The sequence below is a fragment of the Ruegeria sp. 6PALISEP08 genome (genome assembly GCF_001238295.1).
Lineage (GTDB): Bacteria > Pseudomonadota > Alphaproteobacteria > Rhodobacterales > Rhodobacteraceae > Ruegeria.
Window position 1 is genome coordinate 14510 of sequence record NZ_LGXZ01000003.1, and the last position, 15995, is coordinate 30504.

At 58.8% G+C, this 15995-nt stretch carries 15 protein-coding genes; 4 read left to right on the top strand and 11 right to left on the bottom strand.

Annotated features, from left to right (window positions below; all coding sequences use genetic code 11):
• Window positions 1-10: 10 nt before the first annotated feature.
• Window positions 11-694 (top strand): phosphonate C-P lyase system protein PhnL, encoded by a 684-nt coding sequence (gene phnL, locus ALB80_RS05560; RefSeq protein WP_050603057.1) that lies wholly within the window; start codon window positions 11-13, stop codon window positions 692-694.
• Window positions 691-1239: a phosphonate metabolism protein/1,5-bisphosphokinase (PRPP-forming) PhnN gene (gene phnN, locus ALB80_RS05565; protein WP_050603058.1), complete on the top strand. Its 549-nt coding sequence runs from the start codon at window positions 691-693 to the stop codon at window positions 1237-1239. Before phnL ends, phnN begins: the two co-directional genes overlap by 4 nt.
• Here the strand turns inward: phnN and ALB80_RS05570 are convergent.
• Window positions 1221-1904, bottom strand: a complete 684-nt coding sequence (locus ALB80_RS05570) for a DUF1045 domain-containing protein (RefSeq protein ID WP_050603059.1) — start codon at window positions 1902-1904, stop codon at window positions 1221-1223. The two genes, phnN and ALB80_RS05570, sit on opposite strands and share 19 nt — an antisense overlap.
• 52 nt (window positions 1905-1956) lie before the next feature.
• Between ALB80_RS05570 and ALB80_RS05575 the strand changes: the two genes are divergently transcribed.
• Window positions 1957-3099, top strand: coding sequence for an alpha-D-ribose 1-methylphosphonate 5-triphosphate diphosphatase (locus ALB80_RS05575; RefSeq protein WP_050603060.1), 1143 nt, complete (start codon window positions 1957-1959; stop codon window positions 3097-3099).
• On the opposite strand, the gene ALB80_RS05580 is transcribed toward ALB80_RS05575, so the two are convergent.
• From ALB80_RS05580 to ALB80_RS05610, 7 genes are read right to left on the bottom strand one after another with little or no spacing between them, the layout of a single operon-like run.
• A complete protein-coding gene (locus ALB80_RS05580) occupies window positions 3100-3576 on the bottom strand; it encodes a class I SAM-dependent methyltransferase (RefSeq protein WP_050603061.1) in 477 nt (158 codons plus the stop codon).
• A gap of 10 nt (window positions 3577-3586) precedes the next feature.
• The gene (locus ALB80_RS05585) at window positions 3587-4342 is read right to left on the bottom strand and encodes a polysaccharide deacetylase family protein (protein WP_050603062.1); all 756 of its coding nucleotides are present in this window, start codon (window positions 4340-4342) and stop codon (window positions 3587-3589) included.
• Complete coding sequence (locus ALB80_RS05590) at window positions 4339-5481, bottom strand: glycosyltransferase family protein (RefSeq protein WP_050603063.1); 1143 nt, start codon at window positions 5479-5481, stop codon at window positions 4339-4341. The genes ALB80_RS05585 and ALB80_RS05590 overlap by 4 nt, the downstream gene beginning before the upstream one ends.
• Window positions 5478-6062 (bottom strand): histidine phosphatase family protein, encoded by a 585-nt coding sequence (locus tag ALB80_RS05595; protein WP_050603064.1) that lies wholly within the window; start codon window positions 6060-6062, stop codon window positions 5478-5480. The genes ALB80_RS05590 and ALB80_RS05595 overlap by 4 nt, the downstream gene beginning before the upstream one ends.
• Window positions 6059-7135, bottom strand: coding sequence for a glycosyltransferase family 4 protein (locus ALB80_RS05600; protein ID WP_050603342.1), 1077 nt, complete (start codon window positions 7133-7135; stop codon window positions 6059-6061). The genes ALB80_RS05595 and ALB80_RS05600 overlap by 4 nt, the downstream gene beginning before the upstream one ends.
• Window positions 7135-8382 (bottom strand): glycosyltransferase family 4 protein, encoded by a 1248-nt coding sequence (locus ALB80_RS05605; protein ID WP_050603065.1) that lies wholly within the window; start codon window positions 8380-8382, stop codon window positions 7135-7137. Before ALB80_RS05605 ends, ALB80_RS05600 begins: the two co-directional genes overlap by 1 nt.
• The gene (locus ALB80_RS05610) at window positions 8379-9593 is read right to left on the bottom strand and encodes a glycosyltransferase family protein (protein ID WP_050603066.1); all 1215 of its coding nucleotides are present in this window, start codon (window positions 9591-9593) and stop codon (window positions 8379-8381) included. Before ALB80_RS05610 ends, ALB80_RS05605 begins: the two co-directional genes overlap by 4 nt.
• Window positions 9594-9984: 391 nt before the next feature.
• Here ALB80_RS05610 and ALB80_RS05615 point away from each other — a divergent pair, with 391 nt between their 5' ends.
• The gene (locus tag ALB80_RS05615; RefSeq protein WP_050603067.1) at window positions 9985-12366 is read left to right on the top strand and encodes a mechanosensitive ion channel family protein; all 2382 of its coding nucleotides are present in this window, start codon (window positions 9985-9987) and stop codon (window positions 12364-12366) included.
• Window positions 12367-12454: 88 nt separating this feature from the next.
• Here the strand turns inward: ALB80_RS05615 and ALB80_RS05620 are convergent, their stop codons facing one another.
• From ALB80_RS05620 to ALB80_RS05630, 3 genes are read right to left on the bottom strand one after another with little or no spacing between them, the layout of a single operon-like run.
• Window positions 12455-13810 (bottom strand): CoA transferase, encoded by a 1356-nt coding sequence (locus ALB80_RS05620; protein ID WP_050603068.1) that lies wholly within the window; start codon window positions 13808-13810, stop codon window positions 12455-12457.
• Complete coding sequence (locus ALB80_RS05625; RefSeq protein ID WP_050603069.1) at window positions 13807-14961, bottom strand: ABC transporter permease; 1155 nt, start codon at window positions 14959-14961, stop codon at window positions 13807-13809. The genes ALB80_RS05620 and ALB80_RS05625 overlap by 4 nt, the downstream gene beginning before the upstream one ends.
• Entirely contained in the window at window positions 14958-15986 is a 1029-nt protein-coding gene (locus ALB80_RS05630; protein WP_050603070.1) for an ABC transporter permease, read from the bottom strand. Before ALB80_RS05630 ends, ALB80_RS05625 begins: the two co-directional genes overlap by 4 nt.
• Window positions 15987-15995: the final 9 nt, after the last annotated feature.

The window sequence follows — 15995 nt, forward strand, 5'->3', positions numbered from 1 at the left end:
AGATGAAGCGATGATTGAACTGATCGATGTAAGCAAAAGCTTCACCCTGCATAATCAGGGCAGCGCCGTAATCCCGGTGATGGAAGGCGCGTCGCTGAAGGTTGAGCCGGGGGAGTGTGTTGCTTTGACCGGCTCGTCCGGTGCAGGCAAATCCACGCTGATGCGTGTAATCTATGGCAACTATCTGGCGGCCTCTGGTCAGGTATTGGTCGGGGGGGTGGACGTTGCCAAAGCTGCGCCGCGCCAGATCCTGTCGCTGCGTCGCGACACCCTGGGTTATGTCAGCCAGTTTCTGCGGGTTGTCCCCCGAGTTCCGACGCTGGAAGTTGTGGCAGAGCCACTGCTGTCTGTGGGCTGTGACAAACAAGTGGCGCTGGACAAGGCGGTCGGGTTGTTGAAACGGCTGAATATCCCCGAGCGTTTGTGGACCCTCAGCCCCACGACATTCTCTGGCGGTGAACAGCAGCGGGTGAACATCGCGCGCGGCTTTGCACATGAGTATCCGGCGATGTTGCTGGATGAGCCAACGGCGAGCCTGGATGCGCAGAACCGGGAAACCGTTCTGTCCCTGATCGAGGAAGCAAAGCACCGCGGTGCTGCGATTGTTGGGATTTTCCACGACCTCGAAGCACGTGAGCGGGTTTGCGACCGCGAGGTCAATGTTTCGGACTTTACACCTGGGCTGGCCGCATGACGCTTGCTCCTGTCATAGCCGTTGTCGGCCCCTCGGGCGTCGGCAAAGACAGCGTCATGCAAGCGTTGGAGGCCCGTTCGCCAGGCGTCCAGCGCTTGCGGCGTGTGATTACCCGCCCCGAAGGGGAAGAGGGCGAGGATTTCGACCGGGTGTCGGTCGAAAGATTTCAGCAGATGGAACGCGACGGTGCCTTTGCGTTGAGTTGGCCTGCGCATGGGCTGTTTTACGGCGTGCCGAACGCGATTGCGCAGCAACGGCAGGAGGCCGACGCTGTTCTGGTCAACCTGTCTCGTGCGGTTTTGGTGCGGGCGCAGGAGGTCTTTGGCGATCTGATCGTGATCTCCCTAACTGCCAAAGCCGAGGTTCTGGCACAACGACTGTCCTTAAGAGGGCGGGAAAGCGCGGGTGAGCAAGCGCAGCGGCTGGGTCGTGCCAAAGCGCCTTTACCCGTCGGTTTGAACCGGGTCATCGAAGTCGACAACTCTGGTGCGTTGGAAGACACCGTCGCCGAGATTCTGTTGCGACTTCAACCGGAGAGCGCATAGCGATGGATCAGGTGAAACCGCCCCTCTTCAGCCTCGCCCATCAGGGCCAAATCGGTGATCTGAAAGGGTTGCGGCAGCAACGGGGCGAGATGGGTCTGCAGAGCGTCTTGGGTGGCCCTAAGGGTCGGTTTGTCCAGCTTGCCGCTGAGCGTGATGTGAAAGCGAAACGCGTCCAGCACGTAAGGATATCCCCACTGAACCAGATTGGCGTCCTGTTCCGGGGTCAGCCCGGCGGCGCGGCGACGGGCCAGTTCAGCCTCAGATGCGGCTCCGCGAAAACCGTCCAACTCCTGAACGCAGGCGTTGGCCAAGGTATTCAGCGCTTGCGTTTCGCCCACCGGGCGCAGAGCGAGAAAGCGGCCAAGCCGTGCGATCTCGAGACCATCCAGTGTGACAGGCGGCTGGTTGGAAGCGAGCGAACCGCAAGCCATGTGCAAGGCATCCAAGGTTTGGCCCTCGCGCAGCCGAAAGGGCGGTTTGAGCGTTGCGTGCAGCCCGTATTTTCGCGGTACCGCCGTAACGGCCGCAACGTCGATGCCCCTAATGACCGGATGAGCGACCGGCGTACCAGTTTCCATGTCCCAACCCAGCCAGCTGGTTGCAAATTTCGTCCACTCGGCCCCTGCGGGTGGCGCAAAATAGATCGCGTATCGCGTGAATGTCACATTGGCCTCCTATTGCGTGGCCTTCCACTACCTCAAACTGTGTGAAGCTCAGATGACAGAAGACTTGATCCTTGCCAATGCCACGCTTGTGTTGCCGAATGAAACCGTAACCGGCAACGTCCGGATTGTGGGTGAAACAATCGCCCAGATTGATACCGGAAACGCGGTTCCGGCTGGCGCGATTGATTGCGAGGGTGACTATGTCAGCCCCGGCCTCGTCGAGCTGCATACGGATAACCTTGAGCGACACATTCAACCCCGCCCCAAGGTGGACTGGCCACATGCCGCTGCGATCCTTGCGCATGATGCGGAACTGGCCTGCACCGGGATCACAACAGTGTTCGACGCCATGCGGGTGGGTTCGATTCCATCAGGGGCGGGTCGGTATGGAAAATACGCCCGTGGCCTGTCGCAGGAGTTGTGGGATCTGCGTGAACAGGATGCGCTTAAGATCAGTCACTTCCTGCACCTGCGGGCTGAGGTGTGTTCAGAAACTCTGCTCGAAGAGCTGGATGAATTTGGTCCCAAGGACAGGGTTGGTCTTGTCTCCATAATGGATCACACACCCGGCCAGCGTCAGTTCCGCGATATGAACAAGCTGGAATCTTATCTTAAGGGTAAATATGCCATGGACGATGATACGTTCTTTCAGCATGTGGCCCAGTTAAAAGGTCTTCGGGATCGCAATGGTGATGTGCATGAGGTCGAGACCGTCAAGGCGGCCCGCCGATTTGGAGCTGTTTTGGCCAGTCATGACGACACGACTGAAGATCAGGTGAAAGTGTCCGCAGGCCATGGCATCCGTCTGGCTGAATTCCCGACCACCGTCGAGGCAGCGCGGGCCTGCCACGAGAACGGCATTCGGGTGATGATGGGCGCGCCGAACATTATTCGCGGTGGGTCGCATTCGGGCAATGTAGCAGCCCGCGAGCTGGCCGAGCTTGGGCACCTGGACATCATGTCTTCGGACTATGTGCCGTCGGCCCTGTTGCTGTCGGCGGCCATGTTGGGCGAAATATGGGGCGACATGGCGCGCGGGATGAAAACGGTGACGCTGGCCCCGGCGCAAGCGGCCGGGTTGGAAGACCGGGGCGAATTGCGCGCCGACGCCCGAGCCGATGTCATCCGTTTCCGGATGCGTGCAGGTGTACCGGCTCTGAGCTCGGTCTGGGCGCGTGGTCGACGGGTTGCGTGATCAGGCCGTGTAGAACAGATACCGGTCCGGGGCGATGGACTCGGGCCCTTTGATCTGGTTGAAGCCGACGAGGGGTTGACCGGAAATCAGTAATCCTCCGGGCTGCATGACCCGCGCGATTAGCGGACTGAGACGTGCCGCCTCAGCCACATCTTCGTGTTTGATCCCACGCCCGAAATCGTAATGCGCCAACGCTATCCTATGCCCATCTGCCGCCAGTTTCTGCAGCATTGGCTTGGCCTCGCCTTGTAGGAAATCCTCAGCCGGAGGGGTGCTGTCCGGATGGCATTGCAGCACCCGATCCATCACCCAGATCCGGCGTTCCGGAAGGATTTCGCGCAGGTGATCATAGGTGCGGCCGTTGCCCAGCCCCATATCCAGTACATCGCCCGGCTGACCGGTGATCCGCTGGGCTGCCCAGTTCAAACCGTCGCGTTGAGCCGTCAGTCGGCGCAGCATGGAATCCAGTCGACTCATGGTGATGTCCTTATTTGTTCTTCGGTGCGATCCAGGCCGTGGCAGGGCCACTCAATAATTTGCGCAGCAGGGCCTCGGTAAAAGTCCAGATGCCCTGATCATGAACCAGATGATGGGTCAATACGCCAAATGGTTCCGCGTTGTCTGTGCGTCCTTCGCGCCGGTCCCGTAACAGATCAACTGTTTGCGCGATAAGGATATTGGGATTGATCAGCCCGCGTGTGCCGCGCCAGTCAATCGGGTCAAGATGCGTGTTGACCTGTTCGAGACCTGGTGCGGCAAAGTGTGTTTTGCGGGGCGTTGATGTGGACAGGATACGAAAGCCCACAGAGGGAAGCTGCGCAGCCATCTCTGGCGCAATGCGGTTCCATGGGGGAACGAACATGGGCCGTACATTGTCATCGAACAGCATACCCAGACGTGCCATCCCTGCCTTTGCATCTTCAACCATAAGATCCAATGGTCGATTAAGCCGGAACTCGGCCTTTTTCTCTCCCTTTGGTGCGTGGTTCGCGTGTGCCCAGCCGTGAATCACAGGAACCAAAGAGGGTCGGTCCGCGACATACTCTGCCAACGTCGGGGCCGCGTCGCGGGGAATGATTGCCAGATGCACCGGCACATCCAATTGCTTTGACAGTTCAGCCAACCGGTCCAGTTGTCGCGTCGGAGCGATGGCGTCATCATCACGCCACCAGAGCGGCAATGACATACCCGACGCACGCCAGTGATCCAGTTCCGTGTTCAAAGGCTGCCAATCAGGGGTCATGCACTCTGCCCCAGCAGTCGTTTGGCGATGCGCACGCTTTGGGCGGCTCCGTCAAAGCCAAAATCCTGCTTTGTGCGGGGACTATCGGCAAGGATGCGGTCAATTGCTTGGGCCAGTGTGGTTCCGCTCAGGTGCCGACTTTCAAGCACTTCGATTGCGGACAGACCCGACAGGCTTTGCCCACGCAAGCCTTGTTCAACCTCTTTGCCGTCATCGAATGGTACAAAAACCGCAGGCGTGCTGCATTGCAGAATATCCATTGCGGTGTTGTAGCCACACATGCTGACCGAGGCCGCGGCGTGCGGCAGCATCTGACGAAAGTCCGGGCGCACCGGTTCAAGGACGACCGAAGTTCCTTTGGCCTGTTCCGAGAGGTCCGCAATCCGCGCCTTCGCATCTGTCCCGCCCACCAACAGGCGCCAGCGCCTGTTGGAAATCTGGCGGGCGGCCTCGATGGCCGCGCGAAAGATCGGTTGCCCCACGGACCCGCCGCCAGCGCTGACTAGAATTTCACCATCACCCACCGCATCCGGGTGAGGTTGAGGCAATTCAGGCGCGACAAAGCCAGTATAGTGCAACCGGTCTGCTAGTTGATCTGACACCGGCCAGCTGACCGACAGAGGCGTCACGCTTTCGGTCGAGTGAACCAGGACGCCGTCATAATAACGAGTTACGATGTCGTCCGCGCGCTCCACTTTGGCGGGTTTCGAAGGCGGGGCCAGAATGTCCCGGATCGATCCCAGAATAACCGGGGGTACCGGCAGCTCTGTTGCTGTGCTCAATGCTGCGTCGAACTCGGCAGTCAGAGATCGGCGGCCAAAGGGATAAAGCTCGGTGATCAGCACCTGCGGATGGAACGTCTTTACGGCCTGCACCAGAGCCGTCATCCGCGCCGCATGATAGATGGCATCGGCCTCTTCGCCGGTTTGGGTCAGCAAGCGGGTGAAGTTGGTGCCATCCGACCTTAAGGGGGGCAGGCCAAACAGGGTCATTCCACTGCTGTCCAACTGAGACGCAGGCATACCACCTGAGACCACTATGACCTCGTGACCATCATCCCGAAAGGCGCGCCCAAGGGTCAACGCACGGCTGAGATGCCCTGTTCCCAACAGGTGTGTGACGATGATCATCACCCTCATTGCAGGGGCTCGCGTTTTTCAAGACGAACAGGGTCGGGGTCGGCGGTCATGGTGTTCATATCGACGATATACAGCCTATTGCGTTTGATCTTGAAGGGGGCAGAACCCTCAAAGTTCCAACCCCACGCTTGGGCCAGAATGACCCGCATGATGCCGATGTGGCAGACTGCCACCGAGTCGTGTTGCAGCGCGGACAACCATGGGCGCAACCGGTCGCGCACATTCGCTGGGCTTTCCCCGTTTGGCGGGCGGAAATCCCAACTCCAATCCTCGATATGCTTATAGCCGCTTGTGGTATCAGCGATCAGATCGACGCCGCGCTGACCTTCCCAATCGCCCCAGTTCATCTCGGTGAGCGCGTCTGATGTCTGCGGGCTGCGGCCCGAGACGATTTGGGCCGTCTCATAGGCACGCTGCAACGGGCTGGACCAGATGTCGGCCTTTGTCCAGTCGTCCGGCAGGCGATAGCCCGACAGTTCGGATCGTGCGCCATCGTCCAGGGGTATGTCGCTGCGGCCCTGTATCTGACCGGCGCGGTTCCAATGTGTGTGCCCATGGCGAAGCAGCGCAAGCTTAGTCATGACGTCTCCTTCAGCAATGGGCGGAGGGTTGCCCAAAGACGGGCAGTGGCTAGTGGCAAAAGGTGGCGGTCAGCCACATGGCTGCGTGCAACCGCGCCGAGGGAGCGGCGCAGCGGTGCGTCCTCCATCAGAGTTTGCAGGTGCTTTGCAAAGCCCTGCGCCCCTGCGTCAACCGAAGGGTAGGTTGCAGGGGCCAGCACATCCCGCACGCCCGGCCGATCTTGTGCAAGCACGGGCAGGCCCGCAGCCTGCGCCTCGAGGTAGATCATACCGTAAGCCTCGTTCACACCGGGCCAAACCAGCAGAGAGGCGTGTTCATAGGCCGTTTGCAGCGCATTCCGATCGAGCTGACCCAGAAAGCTGACCCTTTCTCCGAATGGGGCCATCAGGGCCTCGATTTCAGGTCGTGCGGGCCCATCCCCGGCAATGTTCAGGTGCCAATCACCTGCCAGATGCGAAAGCGCTTCGGCTAAGATCTGGTAAGAGGCCAGCTTGTCCCCGTGGCGCATCATGCCAACGGTCAGCATTGGGCCTTTCCCGCCTGCTGCTGGGGGCAGCCCGGACACCGGCAGAAAGGGTGGCAACTCGGTCAAAACCTGATCGCCAAAGCGATCCCGTTCCAATGTGATCAGGTCGTTGGCGGTGTGGTAAAAAATGACGTCGGCGGCGTCGCAGGCCCGATGCGCGGCTGCGGCAAAATCCGCCCAAGGCCCGGTCAACCTGCTGGATGCGCGGGTGCTTTCCAACTGCACATAGGGAATGCCGCGAGCCTTGCAGACCTGCGGACCCAACAAATCGGGGGCTTTGTAATAGTTGTGATACGTCACCCAAAGGGCTGTATCGGATGGCAGGTCAGAAGTTAACTTCCTGGCTTCCTTTTCTGCCGCATGCTGCAAGGCGCGTTGCAGCTTCGGATCACCGCTCTTGTCGTAGATCCTAAGGTCTGAGACCAGATCAATCGTGTCGCCTTCGGCAGCGAGGGCCTTGATGAGGTTCCGCGCCATTTCGCGGTCGCCCGAGGGGGTCGGGCTGTTGGGGGATTTCATCGGTGCATAAAATGCGACCCGTGCCATCATGGGTTTTCCATGCACATCGCGTTCAGACGTTTCGAGAGATGGGCGATTCCCGGGTCCATCTGAAACTCGGCAATCAGTCGATCATAAGCCGCACCCGCCATTCGGGCTGCCTGTTGCGGATCGTTGGCCAGTGCTTCAATGGCTGCCGTCAGCGCAGCCGGATCGTCGTCAGACAGGATGCCATGCGTTCCGGTTTCGATGAATTCCGGGATTGCCGAGACCGGGGTCGAAAGGATCGGCAATAGCTGAGATGCCGCCTCCATCAACACGTTCGGCAACCCGTCACGATCTCCATCTGCCGCAATACGGCTGGGCAGTACAAACAGATCGGCCCTTCGCATCGCTTCGATCACCTCGGGCTGATCACAGGCCCCTTTCCAGGTGATGCGATCTGCGATGCCAACTGCGCGCGCCTGTGCGCGTAGGGTATCGCCCAAACCCCCGCCGCCGATATGGGTCCAATGCCAGTCCAAAGTGTCAGGCAGCAAGGCAAAAGCTGCGATCAACCGATCGAACCCTTTTTTCTCAACCAGCCGCCCGACCGAGATCATGTGGAAAGGACCGTTTGCGGCGCGCAACGTGCGCGTCGGCGGGGCAGGAAACCGTGACAGGTCAAGACCGTGATAGACCAGGTCCATACGATTGGAGTCATCCGCCAGACCCCGCAGATGCTCGGCCCCGATGGCCGTGCAGGTGGCGCCGAACGTGGCCCCGTATGTTGCAGCCTGCAGCTTTTCACGCTTTTCCCATTCGGGTGATGTCCAGATGTCTTTGGCGTGGGCAGAGAAACTCCACGGCAATCCGCGCATGATCGCGGCGTATCGGGCAACCGATGAAGGCGTATGCATGAAGTGCGCATAAAGTCCCAGAACTTCGCGGGGAAGTTCAGCGGCCAGAACACAGGCTTGCCCGAAGCGTCGGATGCGATTTGGTGTCAAGTCGCGGCGCAAGTCCTGCCGCCAAATCCGGTAAGCCTCGGCATAGCCGGGCATGGCTTGCGCAATCGCACGCGCCGCCCACACACGCTGTGGCTCCTGATAGAGGTATTCCGGCAGGTAACGAACCTGCCCGGTGAAGCGGTCGTGCAGGGGGTGGCGCTTAGTATCGGTTGGGTGACGCAGTGACCAGATGTCGAACCGATGGCCCGCGTCCTGCAGAGCGACAAGTTCCTGGGCAATAAATGTTTCAGACAGTCGTGGCCAACCTTTGACCACAACCGCCAACGTAGGGACGTCTGAATTCATCCGGTGGCTCGTTCCTGTTCCCAGGTCAGCAGGTCGTCGATGCGGTCGGTGACGTAATCCAGCCCGTCCAGCAAACCGGTCTGGATGGCCTGTGATGGCAGGGATTGCTCTGACAGGCTGCGGATCGCGCGGATCATCGCCTCGGGGGTCAGGCCGTCACGATGTTCGTCCAGCATTTTGACCAAGCCCAACTCTTCTGCGCGCGAGGCGCGAATCCACTGCTCCAACCGAGGCGTGGTGCGGGGGACGATGACGGCGCGTTTGTCGAAGGACAGAACCTCACAAAAGGTGTTGTAGCCGCCCATGCACACAACGCCTTCGGCCCCTGCAAACAGCGTTTCGATCTGGGATTCAAACCCGACCGCGGTCACACGCCCGTTTAGCGCGGCGACCCGGGTTTCGAAGTCTTCGCGTAATTCGCCCGACAGAAAGGGGCCATAAACCAGCATCGCGCGCGGAGACAGGTTTGGATCCTTCTCGTAAGCAGACAGAACGAGGTTCACCATCGCCTTACCGTCGCCGCCACCACCGGGGGTGATTAGGATATAGGGCTGTTCGGGTGGTTCACCCACGGGGCCAAGATCCCGGCGCAGGTATCCCGTCCAATGAATGCGGGATTGCGCGTTTGAACTGAGCGGCAAGCCTTGGGTCGGGTCATAGATCGACTTCAACCCATAGACCCAGATTTCGTGATAGAACCGCTCGGTCGCCTCAACAGATTCTTTGCGGGCCCACTCGGTGGCCAAAACTTCGGGTTCGTCCAGAACGTCACGCAACCCAAGCACCATTTTCGTGCCGCCGTTCCGTTCCAGATAATTCAGCGTTGGCAACAGCTCACCCCGGAACCCGGTCGGTTCTTTATCGACGATCAGAACATCGGGTTCGAACTGCTGAACGGCCGTCTGAATCAGGCCCGAGCGCAGTTCGGTCACTTCTTCGATGCCCATTCCGATCGTGCGCGCTGCGTAAGAGCCATCGGCGCGCTTGGTCACGCCGGGCAGTCGCACGTGATCGACGCGGCGGGGAAATGTGAAACGGCCTGCCACCGGAGATCCGGTCAGGATAAGCGCCGACGCACTTGGGTCGGCCTGCGTGATCGCAGCAGCCAAAGCCCGCGACCGGCGCAAGTGGCCGAGCCCAAACGTGTCATGGCTGTAAAACAGGATACGCGGCGCGCGGTCCGTTTTGGAGGTGGTGGTGCCTAGGCTCATAGAGTTGCCCGTCTTCTTAATCTCGGTGCGAAACCCGCGCGTTTGCAAGCGTTATCGTATATTCTTTGGCTCTGCTTGCCAAAGGCGGAAATGCGTCCCTGCAAATGTTCTAAGCATTGCGATTTGGCAACAGCATATTGACGAATTAGCGACATATTGCACCAAAGCTTCGGAAAGATCACAAGAGGATCACTATAATCACCGACATACAGACACGCGCGAACTATGCTATGTCATATTCAATTTTCGCCAGATTGAAAATAGCTGCCAAAAGACTGTGCGCCAAGAACACGCCTAAACACGATCTTGAGACAGTAATGTGCGAGTGTTTGAACTGCCTTCAACGCTTCACTATTCTGACCCGCATCGGAAAAAGTGGATGTAAGACCATATGAAAAATACCTTTCTGGCCGCAATACTATTGGCTCTATGGGCTTTCGTCCTGGCGTTTCCAGCTGGTGTTTCAGCACAAACGTCCCTGATCCCCGGATATGGTTCGGGCTCGAGCAGCACGTCCGATACCGCACCGGAAAGCGACCTCGCCACCGCAATCCGCGCGGCCAGCGAGGCAGGCGCAAGCGTCATTGTCATAGACAGTACTGGTCAGGTCGTGACAACGGCAGGCGGAGCTGAAGCCAGTTCGGCCGAGGGCGGCGACGCGTCGAACAACCCCATGGGTGACGGATCGCAGCTGATGAAGGCGCAGGAGCGGTTCTCGAAATTCCGTGAGTCGATGCAATCTCGGCTTGAGGCGCTTCCTTATTCGGTGTTCGAAGTGAAGTATGTCCTGCGTCAGACCAGCCCGGACGGTCGCATTCAGACCTATGTAGAAGTTCTGGGCTGGAACGTTCTGTTTCTGTTGTTGGGGCGCTGGCTGTCTATAGAGATCTACGGAAAACGCTTCGCGCGCCGCTGGGTCGTGGCGCGGATCAAGGACGAACCACAGGGCTACCGTGAAAAGATGCCCTTCCTTTTGTTCCGGTTCCTGATGGGGATCGGAGCCACGGTTTTTGCCATGATCATGGCTCTGATCGTCGGGTATCTGTTTTTTGGCGAAGCAGGCGATATCTCGACCCAATTCACGGTCACGGCGATCTTCACGGCGTTTTTCCTGTCGCGCACCGTATCCGATTTGTGGCGGATGGTTCTGTCGCCTTATCTGAGCCAATACCGCCTGCCGCCCTTCTCGGATAAAAACGCGCGCAGGCTGTACATCTGGGCGTCCGCGCTGGCGACCTATGACATCACGGTTGTTCTCTTTTCGACCTGGGTCGCGGATTTTGGCCTGAACTACAACGTCTATGCCATGGTTTACGGTGGGCTGACGATGTTTGGTGCGTTGGGCAATGTTCTGATGATCCTGTTCAATGCCCGCGCCATCTCGAATGCTATTCGGGGCGGGCGAACTGCAGATCAGGTGTCTTGGCTGTTGCGCTTCGTATCCTTTGGCTGGGCGCCTGCTCTTATCGTTTATGTCGTATTCAGCTGGTTCCGCCTGGCCGTTGATCTGGCGTTGGAAAACCCGACACCGCTGCCCCTGATTGCAAGCAGCTATCTGATTTTCATGTCTGTTGTAATCGCTTATGGCGCGATGAATTATATGCTGGAGCGGTACTTCGACCGCTCGCGCATGATCGACGAGATAAATGTAGAAACCGCCGCTGAGGATGAAGATGCCGAGCTGGCGGAAACGCCGGAATCCGAACAGCGCAAGCAGTACCTTCTGACGTATGAAGATTTGGCCCGTCGCGTGGCTGGGATCTTGGCCTTTGTCATCGGTGCCTATGCGCTTGTGGTGATTTGGTATCCCGATGCGGACTGGAGCCAGGACCTGCTGGTCGAACGTGCATTGGATGTGATGGTCATCATCTTCATCGGGTACATTCTCTTCCACTTTTTCCGCATTTGGATCGACAGCAAGATTGCCGAAGAGGTCGATGACGGAACCGAGGCTGAACTGGGCGATGAAGGCGGTGAAGGCGGTCAAAGCCGTCTTGCAACCCTGTTGCCCTTGTTCCGTGGCGCGATTTTGGCCGTTGTCGTTGTGACGATTGTATTGATCGTTCTGCTGGAGCTGGGCATCAATGTCAGCCCATTGTTTGCGGGTGCCGGTGTGGTAGGTCTGGCCGTAGGCTTTGGGTCGCAAACACTTGTGCGCGACATCTTTTCGGGTGCGTTCTTCCTGTTGGATGATGCGTTCCGCAAAGGCGAATATATCGACATCGGGGATGTAAAAGGCACGGTCGAGAAGATCTCGGTCCGGTCCATGCAACTGCGGCACCATCTGGGTGCGCTGAACACTATTCCCTTTGGTGAGATCAAGGTGCTGACCAACTATTCCCGCGATTGGGTGATCATGAAGCTGCCGTTGCGCGTGACCTATGACACGGATGTCGAGAAGGTGCGCAAGTTGATCAAGAAACTGGGTCAGGAATTGCTGAGCGATCCAGTGATTGGAGACAACTTCATCCAGCCGCTGAAATCCCAGGGCGTTATTGAAATGCAGGATTCCGCGATGATTATCCGGGTCAAGTTCATGACCAAGCCGGGCGATCAGTGGTTGGTGCGCAAGAAGGTCTATCAGGATATCCGCGAGCTGTTTGCCCGGGAAGGCATCAAGTTTGCCCATCGCGAAGTCACCGTCAGGCTGGCGGACGGAAAAGAGGCCGAGGATCTGACGCCGAAACAGCGTGAAGCCGTGACCGGTGCGGTACAGGCGGCAATTGACGAGGATTATCTGGACGATATCGGCCCGGGAGGTGACGACCGCTAGGCCGTTCTCCCGCCATTTTGAGGAACGTCTCTGACGAGACGCCTCATGAAATGTTGGGCCCAGTCGCGCGTTCCGCGCCGCGGTTGGGTCAACTGGCGGTAAAGGGCCAGACGGGCTTTGATGTGCCCAGTTTCGACGCAGGCAGATCCCAGCGCATTGACGCCTCACCGACTTGCAGGGCAGGGTTGAGGCGATGACCGGGACCCCAGCCGGAGGCTTCTGGTTCCGCGTTGTAATCTTTAGACGTCGGATTGATTGGTGCTGCTTCGGCATCGTCCTTACCGAGCACGGCCAAAAGTTCAGCAGTGCGGGCAAGGGACAGGTGGGCGTGCATGATGGAGTTGCCCGATGCGGCCTCTGACAAGGCTGACAGAACGGCGGCAGCCATCAAGTAACCTGTTGCGTGATCCAGGGCCTGAACCGGCAGGGGGGTCGGTTTGTCTGCCTGCGCCCAGCCCATACCGGTATGGGCAATGCCCGCGCTCATCTGCACAAGGCTGTCAAAACCCCGCCGGGTGGACCACGGGCCCTGCCAGCCATAAGCATCCAGTGTGACTTCGATCCGGTTCGGAGCCAACTCGTCGCGTTTGGCCCGGGTCAGGCCCAATGCGTCCAGCGCGCCGGGCCGATACCCATGTACAAATACATCCGCCTGAGACATCAGCTCTTGCAGCCGCTTCAGACCATCCTCTGCCTTCAGGTTCAGATAGGTACAGTGTTTCCCCAGCGAGATATCGGGGATCACCCCCGGTTCGTCCCAGTCTGGCGGGTCGATACGCAGGACCTCGGCCCCAAAACCGGCAAGTGTACGGGTCGAGACCGGACCGGCCAGAACCCGGGTCAGGTCAAGCACGCGTAGTCCCGCAAGCGGACGTTCGGCGGTTGCCTGCGGCCTATCGCGCAGTTTGACGTAGCGCGGCCCCTGCCAGCCAATCAGCGGATCGCGTGACACGGCACGGCCTTGAGGGTGTTCAAGCCACTCGGCGCGACTGCGCATGGCCGCTGCCACACCGCCTTCTGCGACGACAGTGGTTTCAAGATCCGCAATCGCCCAGGATTTAACGGCGTTTGTGACGGCTGCCCGCTCGGGCGGAGTGCCGAGGACTTTCAGTGCGGCCTCTCGGTGACGCGGCAAGTTGGTGTGCAGTCGGATCCACCCGTCTGAAGCCTTATAGTCGCCCGCGACCGCATCCCACAGGCTTGGCATGTCCCAACCGTCTGGTTTGAAGGAATAGCCGAACCAAAGAGAGGCCAGCCGGTGATCGACGATGACCTCTGGTTCCTTTGTGGACAGGTTGAGCGCTTGCATCAGTCGGGTCATTTGCTGACCTACAGTCGCAAAGCTGGCGGTGGCCAGCTCGGACACGGCGAAAGCGCTTGGAAGAGCGCCCGCGCCGACCTTGCGGTAACTGTCCGTCGAGGGAAGAGTAGCTAGAAGGCTCATTGCTGATAGGGGTCCAGACTGTCGCGCAGCCCGTCACCCAGGAAGTTGAACGCCAGTACGATCACGATGATCGGCAGCATTGGAATGGCCGTCCACGGGTAGATCTCGATCGAGGCAAGGTTCTGTGCGTCATTCAGCATCACACCCCAGCTGACGGCAGGCGCACGCAATCCCAGCCCAAGGAAACTAAGCGCCGTTTCCCCCAGGATCATGGCCGGGATCGACAATGTGGCCGACGCGATCAGGTGTGACATGAAATTCGGTAGAAGGTGCTTTCGGATCACCCGGCCCGAACTTGCGCCCATCATCTCGGCCGCGCGCACATACTCCTCCTCGCGCAGAGACAGGAACTTGGCCCGAACTGAACGTGCCAGGCCTGGCCAGTCAAGGATGCCAAGGATGATAGAGATGATGAAGAAGACCGCGACGGGGCTCCAGTTCGACGGCACGGCGGCTGACAGAGCAAGCCACAGAGGCAGTTCCGGCAATGAGCGCAGGATCTCGATAACCCGGTTGATGATCCAGTCTATACGCCCGCCGAAATACCCCGCTATCGACCCGAACAGGATGCCCAGAAAGAACGACACAGAAATACCAATCAAACCAACTGTCAGCGACAGTTGCGCGCCATAGAGGATACGGCTGAAGATATCACGCCCCAGCCTGTCAGACCCCCACAGGAACAGAGTGGCACCTTCGGGAGGGCAGAACAGATGGGTGTCGGAGGCGATAAGACCGGCCAGCCAGTATTCGGATCCTTCGCAGAAGAACTTGATCGGGCGTGGATCATCCGGGTCGGGGACAAACTTCCACTGGAATGTTTCCATGTCGGCTTCGGCAACGATGGGGTAGACATGGGGGCCGATGAATTCGCCTTCGTGGAACCAGTGAACCGATTGTGGCGGGGCATAGAGGTGTTCGCCATTGCGATCATTGGGCCCGTACGGCGCAATGAACCCGGCAAAGGGCAGCATAAGATAACACAACAGCAGGAAAACGCCTGAGACCAGGCCAAGCTTGTGGGTTCGAAACTTGCGCCATACCAGTACCCAGTTTGGTGCATCCAGATCGGCGCGCTCCAACTGCTGAATGGAGGCTTGCGGATCGAACGGAGCGTCATCGACATAGCGATTGTCAGGGCGGTCGGTCATGCTTCGCGCCCCTCATATCGAATGCGTGGATCCAGCATCACCAGCAGGATATCGGAGATCATCGTACCGATCAGCGTCAGCAACGCGACGAACATCAGGATGAAAGCTGAAAGGAACTGATCCTGCGTTTTCAAAGCCGTCAGCAGCGTTGGGCCGATGGTTTGCAAGCCCAGCACCACTGAAACCAGAACTGATCCTGACACCATCGACGGCAGCAGGTTGCCGATATCAGCCACGAAAGGGTTGAACGCCACACGAAGGGGGTATTTGGTCAGCATCCGCGATGGGGCCATGCCTTTGGCAATCGCTGTTTCCACGTAGGGCTTGCCAAGCTCGTCCAGCATATTCGCCCGCAGACGCTGCATCATCGCCGAGGCTCCCGAGGTGCCGATGACAAAGGTCGGCACGATCAAATGAATGAGGATGGACTTCAGTTTATCCCAACTCATCGGCTCGCCTTCGAACCTAGGATCCATCAGACCCCCGATGGGAAGATTGAAATATTGGTGTCCGTAGTAGAACAGGATCAGTGCCAGCAGGAAGTTCGGCGTCGCCAGACCCAGATACCCCACAAATGCCGATGTGTAGTCAATCCATGTCCGCGACCGAGCAGCGGCGATCACGCCAAGGGGCAGAGCCACAGCATAGACAAACAGGATCGCGGCCAAATTGACCACCACTGTAAGCCAGAGGGTGTCCCCGACGATTTCGGAAACCGGGCGGTCAAATTCGAAAGACCAGCCATAGTTGCCCTGAATCAACCCAGAAAACCCGTGCGGCCCGGGCCAGAACCCGATCCAGATCAGGTATTGCTCCCAAATGGGGCGGTCCAGGGCGTATTCCGCGCGCAGAAACTCTGCCTTGGCTACGCCCGCAGACTGACCGGATGCCTGAAGCTCGGCAATCTGGTTGCTCAGGTAGTCACCGGGCGGCAGGTTGATAATTGTGAAAACCATAACCGAAACCACCAACAGTGTCAGCAGCATCGTGAAAAAGCGATACACCGCATAGCGCAGCATGACCATGTTGCTGCT

Coding starts and splice junctions, on each gene's coding strand:
- phnL (WP_050603057.1), top strand. CDS start 11: ATGATTGAACTGATCGATGTAAGCAAAAGCTTCACCCTGCATAATCAG.
- phnN (WP_050603058.1), top strand. CDS start 691: ATGACGCTTGCTCCTGTCATAGCCGTTGTCGGCCCCTCGGGCGTCGGC.
- ALB80_RS05575 (WP_050603060.1), top strand. CDS start 1,957: ATGACAGAAGACTTGATCCTTGCCAATGCCACGCTTGTGTTGCCGAAT.
- ALB80_RS05580 (WP_050603061.1), bottom strand. CDS start 3,576: ATGAGTCGACTGGATTCCATGCTGCGCCGACTGACGGCTCAACGCGAC.
- ALB80_RS05585 (WP_050603062.1), bottom strand. CDS start 4,342: ATGACCCCTGATTGGCAGCCTTTGAACACGGAACTGGATCACTGGCGT.
- ALB80_RS05590 (WP_050603063.1), bottom strand. CDS start 5,481: ATGAGGGTGATGATCATCGTCACACACCTGTTGGGAACAGGGCATCTC.
- ALB80_RS05595 (WP_050603064.1), bottom strand. CDS start 6,062: ATGACTAAGCTTGCGCTGCTTCGCCATGGGCACACACATTGGAACCGC.
- ALB80_RS05600 (WP_050603342.1), bottom strand. CDS start 7,135: ATGGCACGGGTCGCATTTTATGCACCGATGAAATCCCCCAACAGCCCG.
- ALB80_RS05605 (WP_050603065.1), bottom strand. CDS start 8,382: ATGAATTCAGACGTCCCTACGTTGGCGGTTGTGGTCAAAGGTTGGCCA.
- ALB80_RS05610 (WP_050603066.1), bottom strand. CDS start 9,593: ATGAGCCTAGGCACCACCACCTCCAAAACGGACCGCGCGCCGCGTATC.
- ALB80_RS05615 (WP_050603067.1), top strand. CDS start 9,985: ATGAAAAATACCTTTCTGGCCGCAATACTATTGGCTCTATGGGCTTTC.
- ALB80_RS05620 (WP_050603068.1), bottom strand. CDS start 13,810: ATGAGCCTTCTAGCTACTCTTCCCTCGACGGACAGTTACCGCAAGGTC.
- ALB80_RS05625 (WP_050603069.1), bottom strand. CDS start 14,961: ATGACCGACCGCCCTGACAATCGCTATGTCGATGACGCTCCGTTCGAT.
- ALB80_RS05630 (WP_050603070.1), bottom strand. CDS start 15,986: ATGGTCATGCTGCGCTATGCGGTGTATCGCTTTTTCACGATGCTGCTG.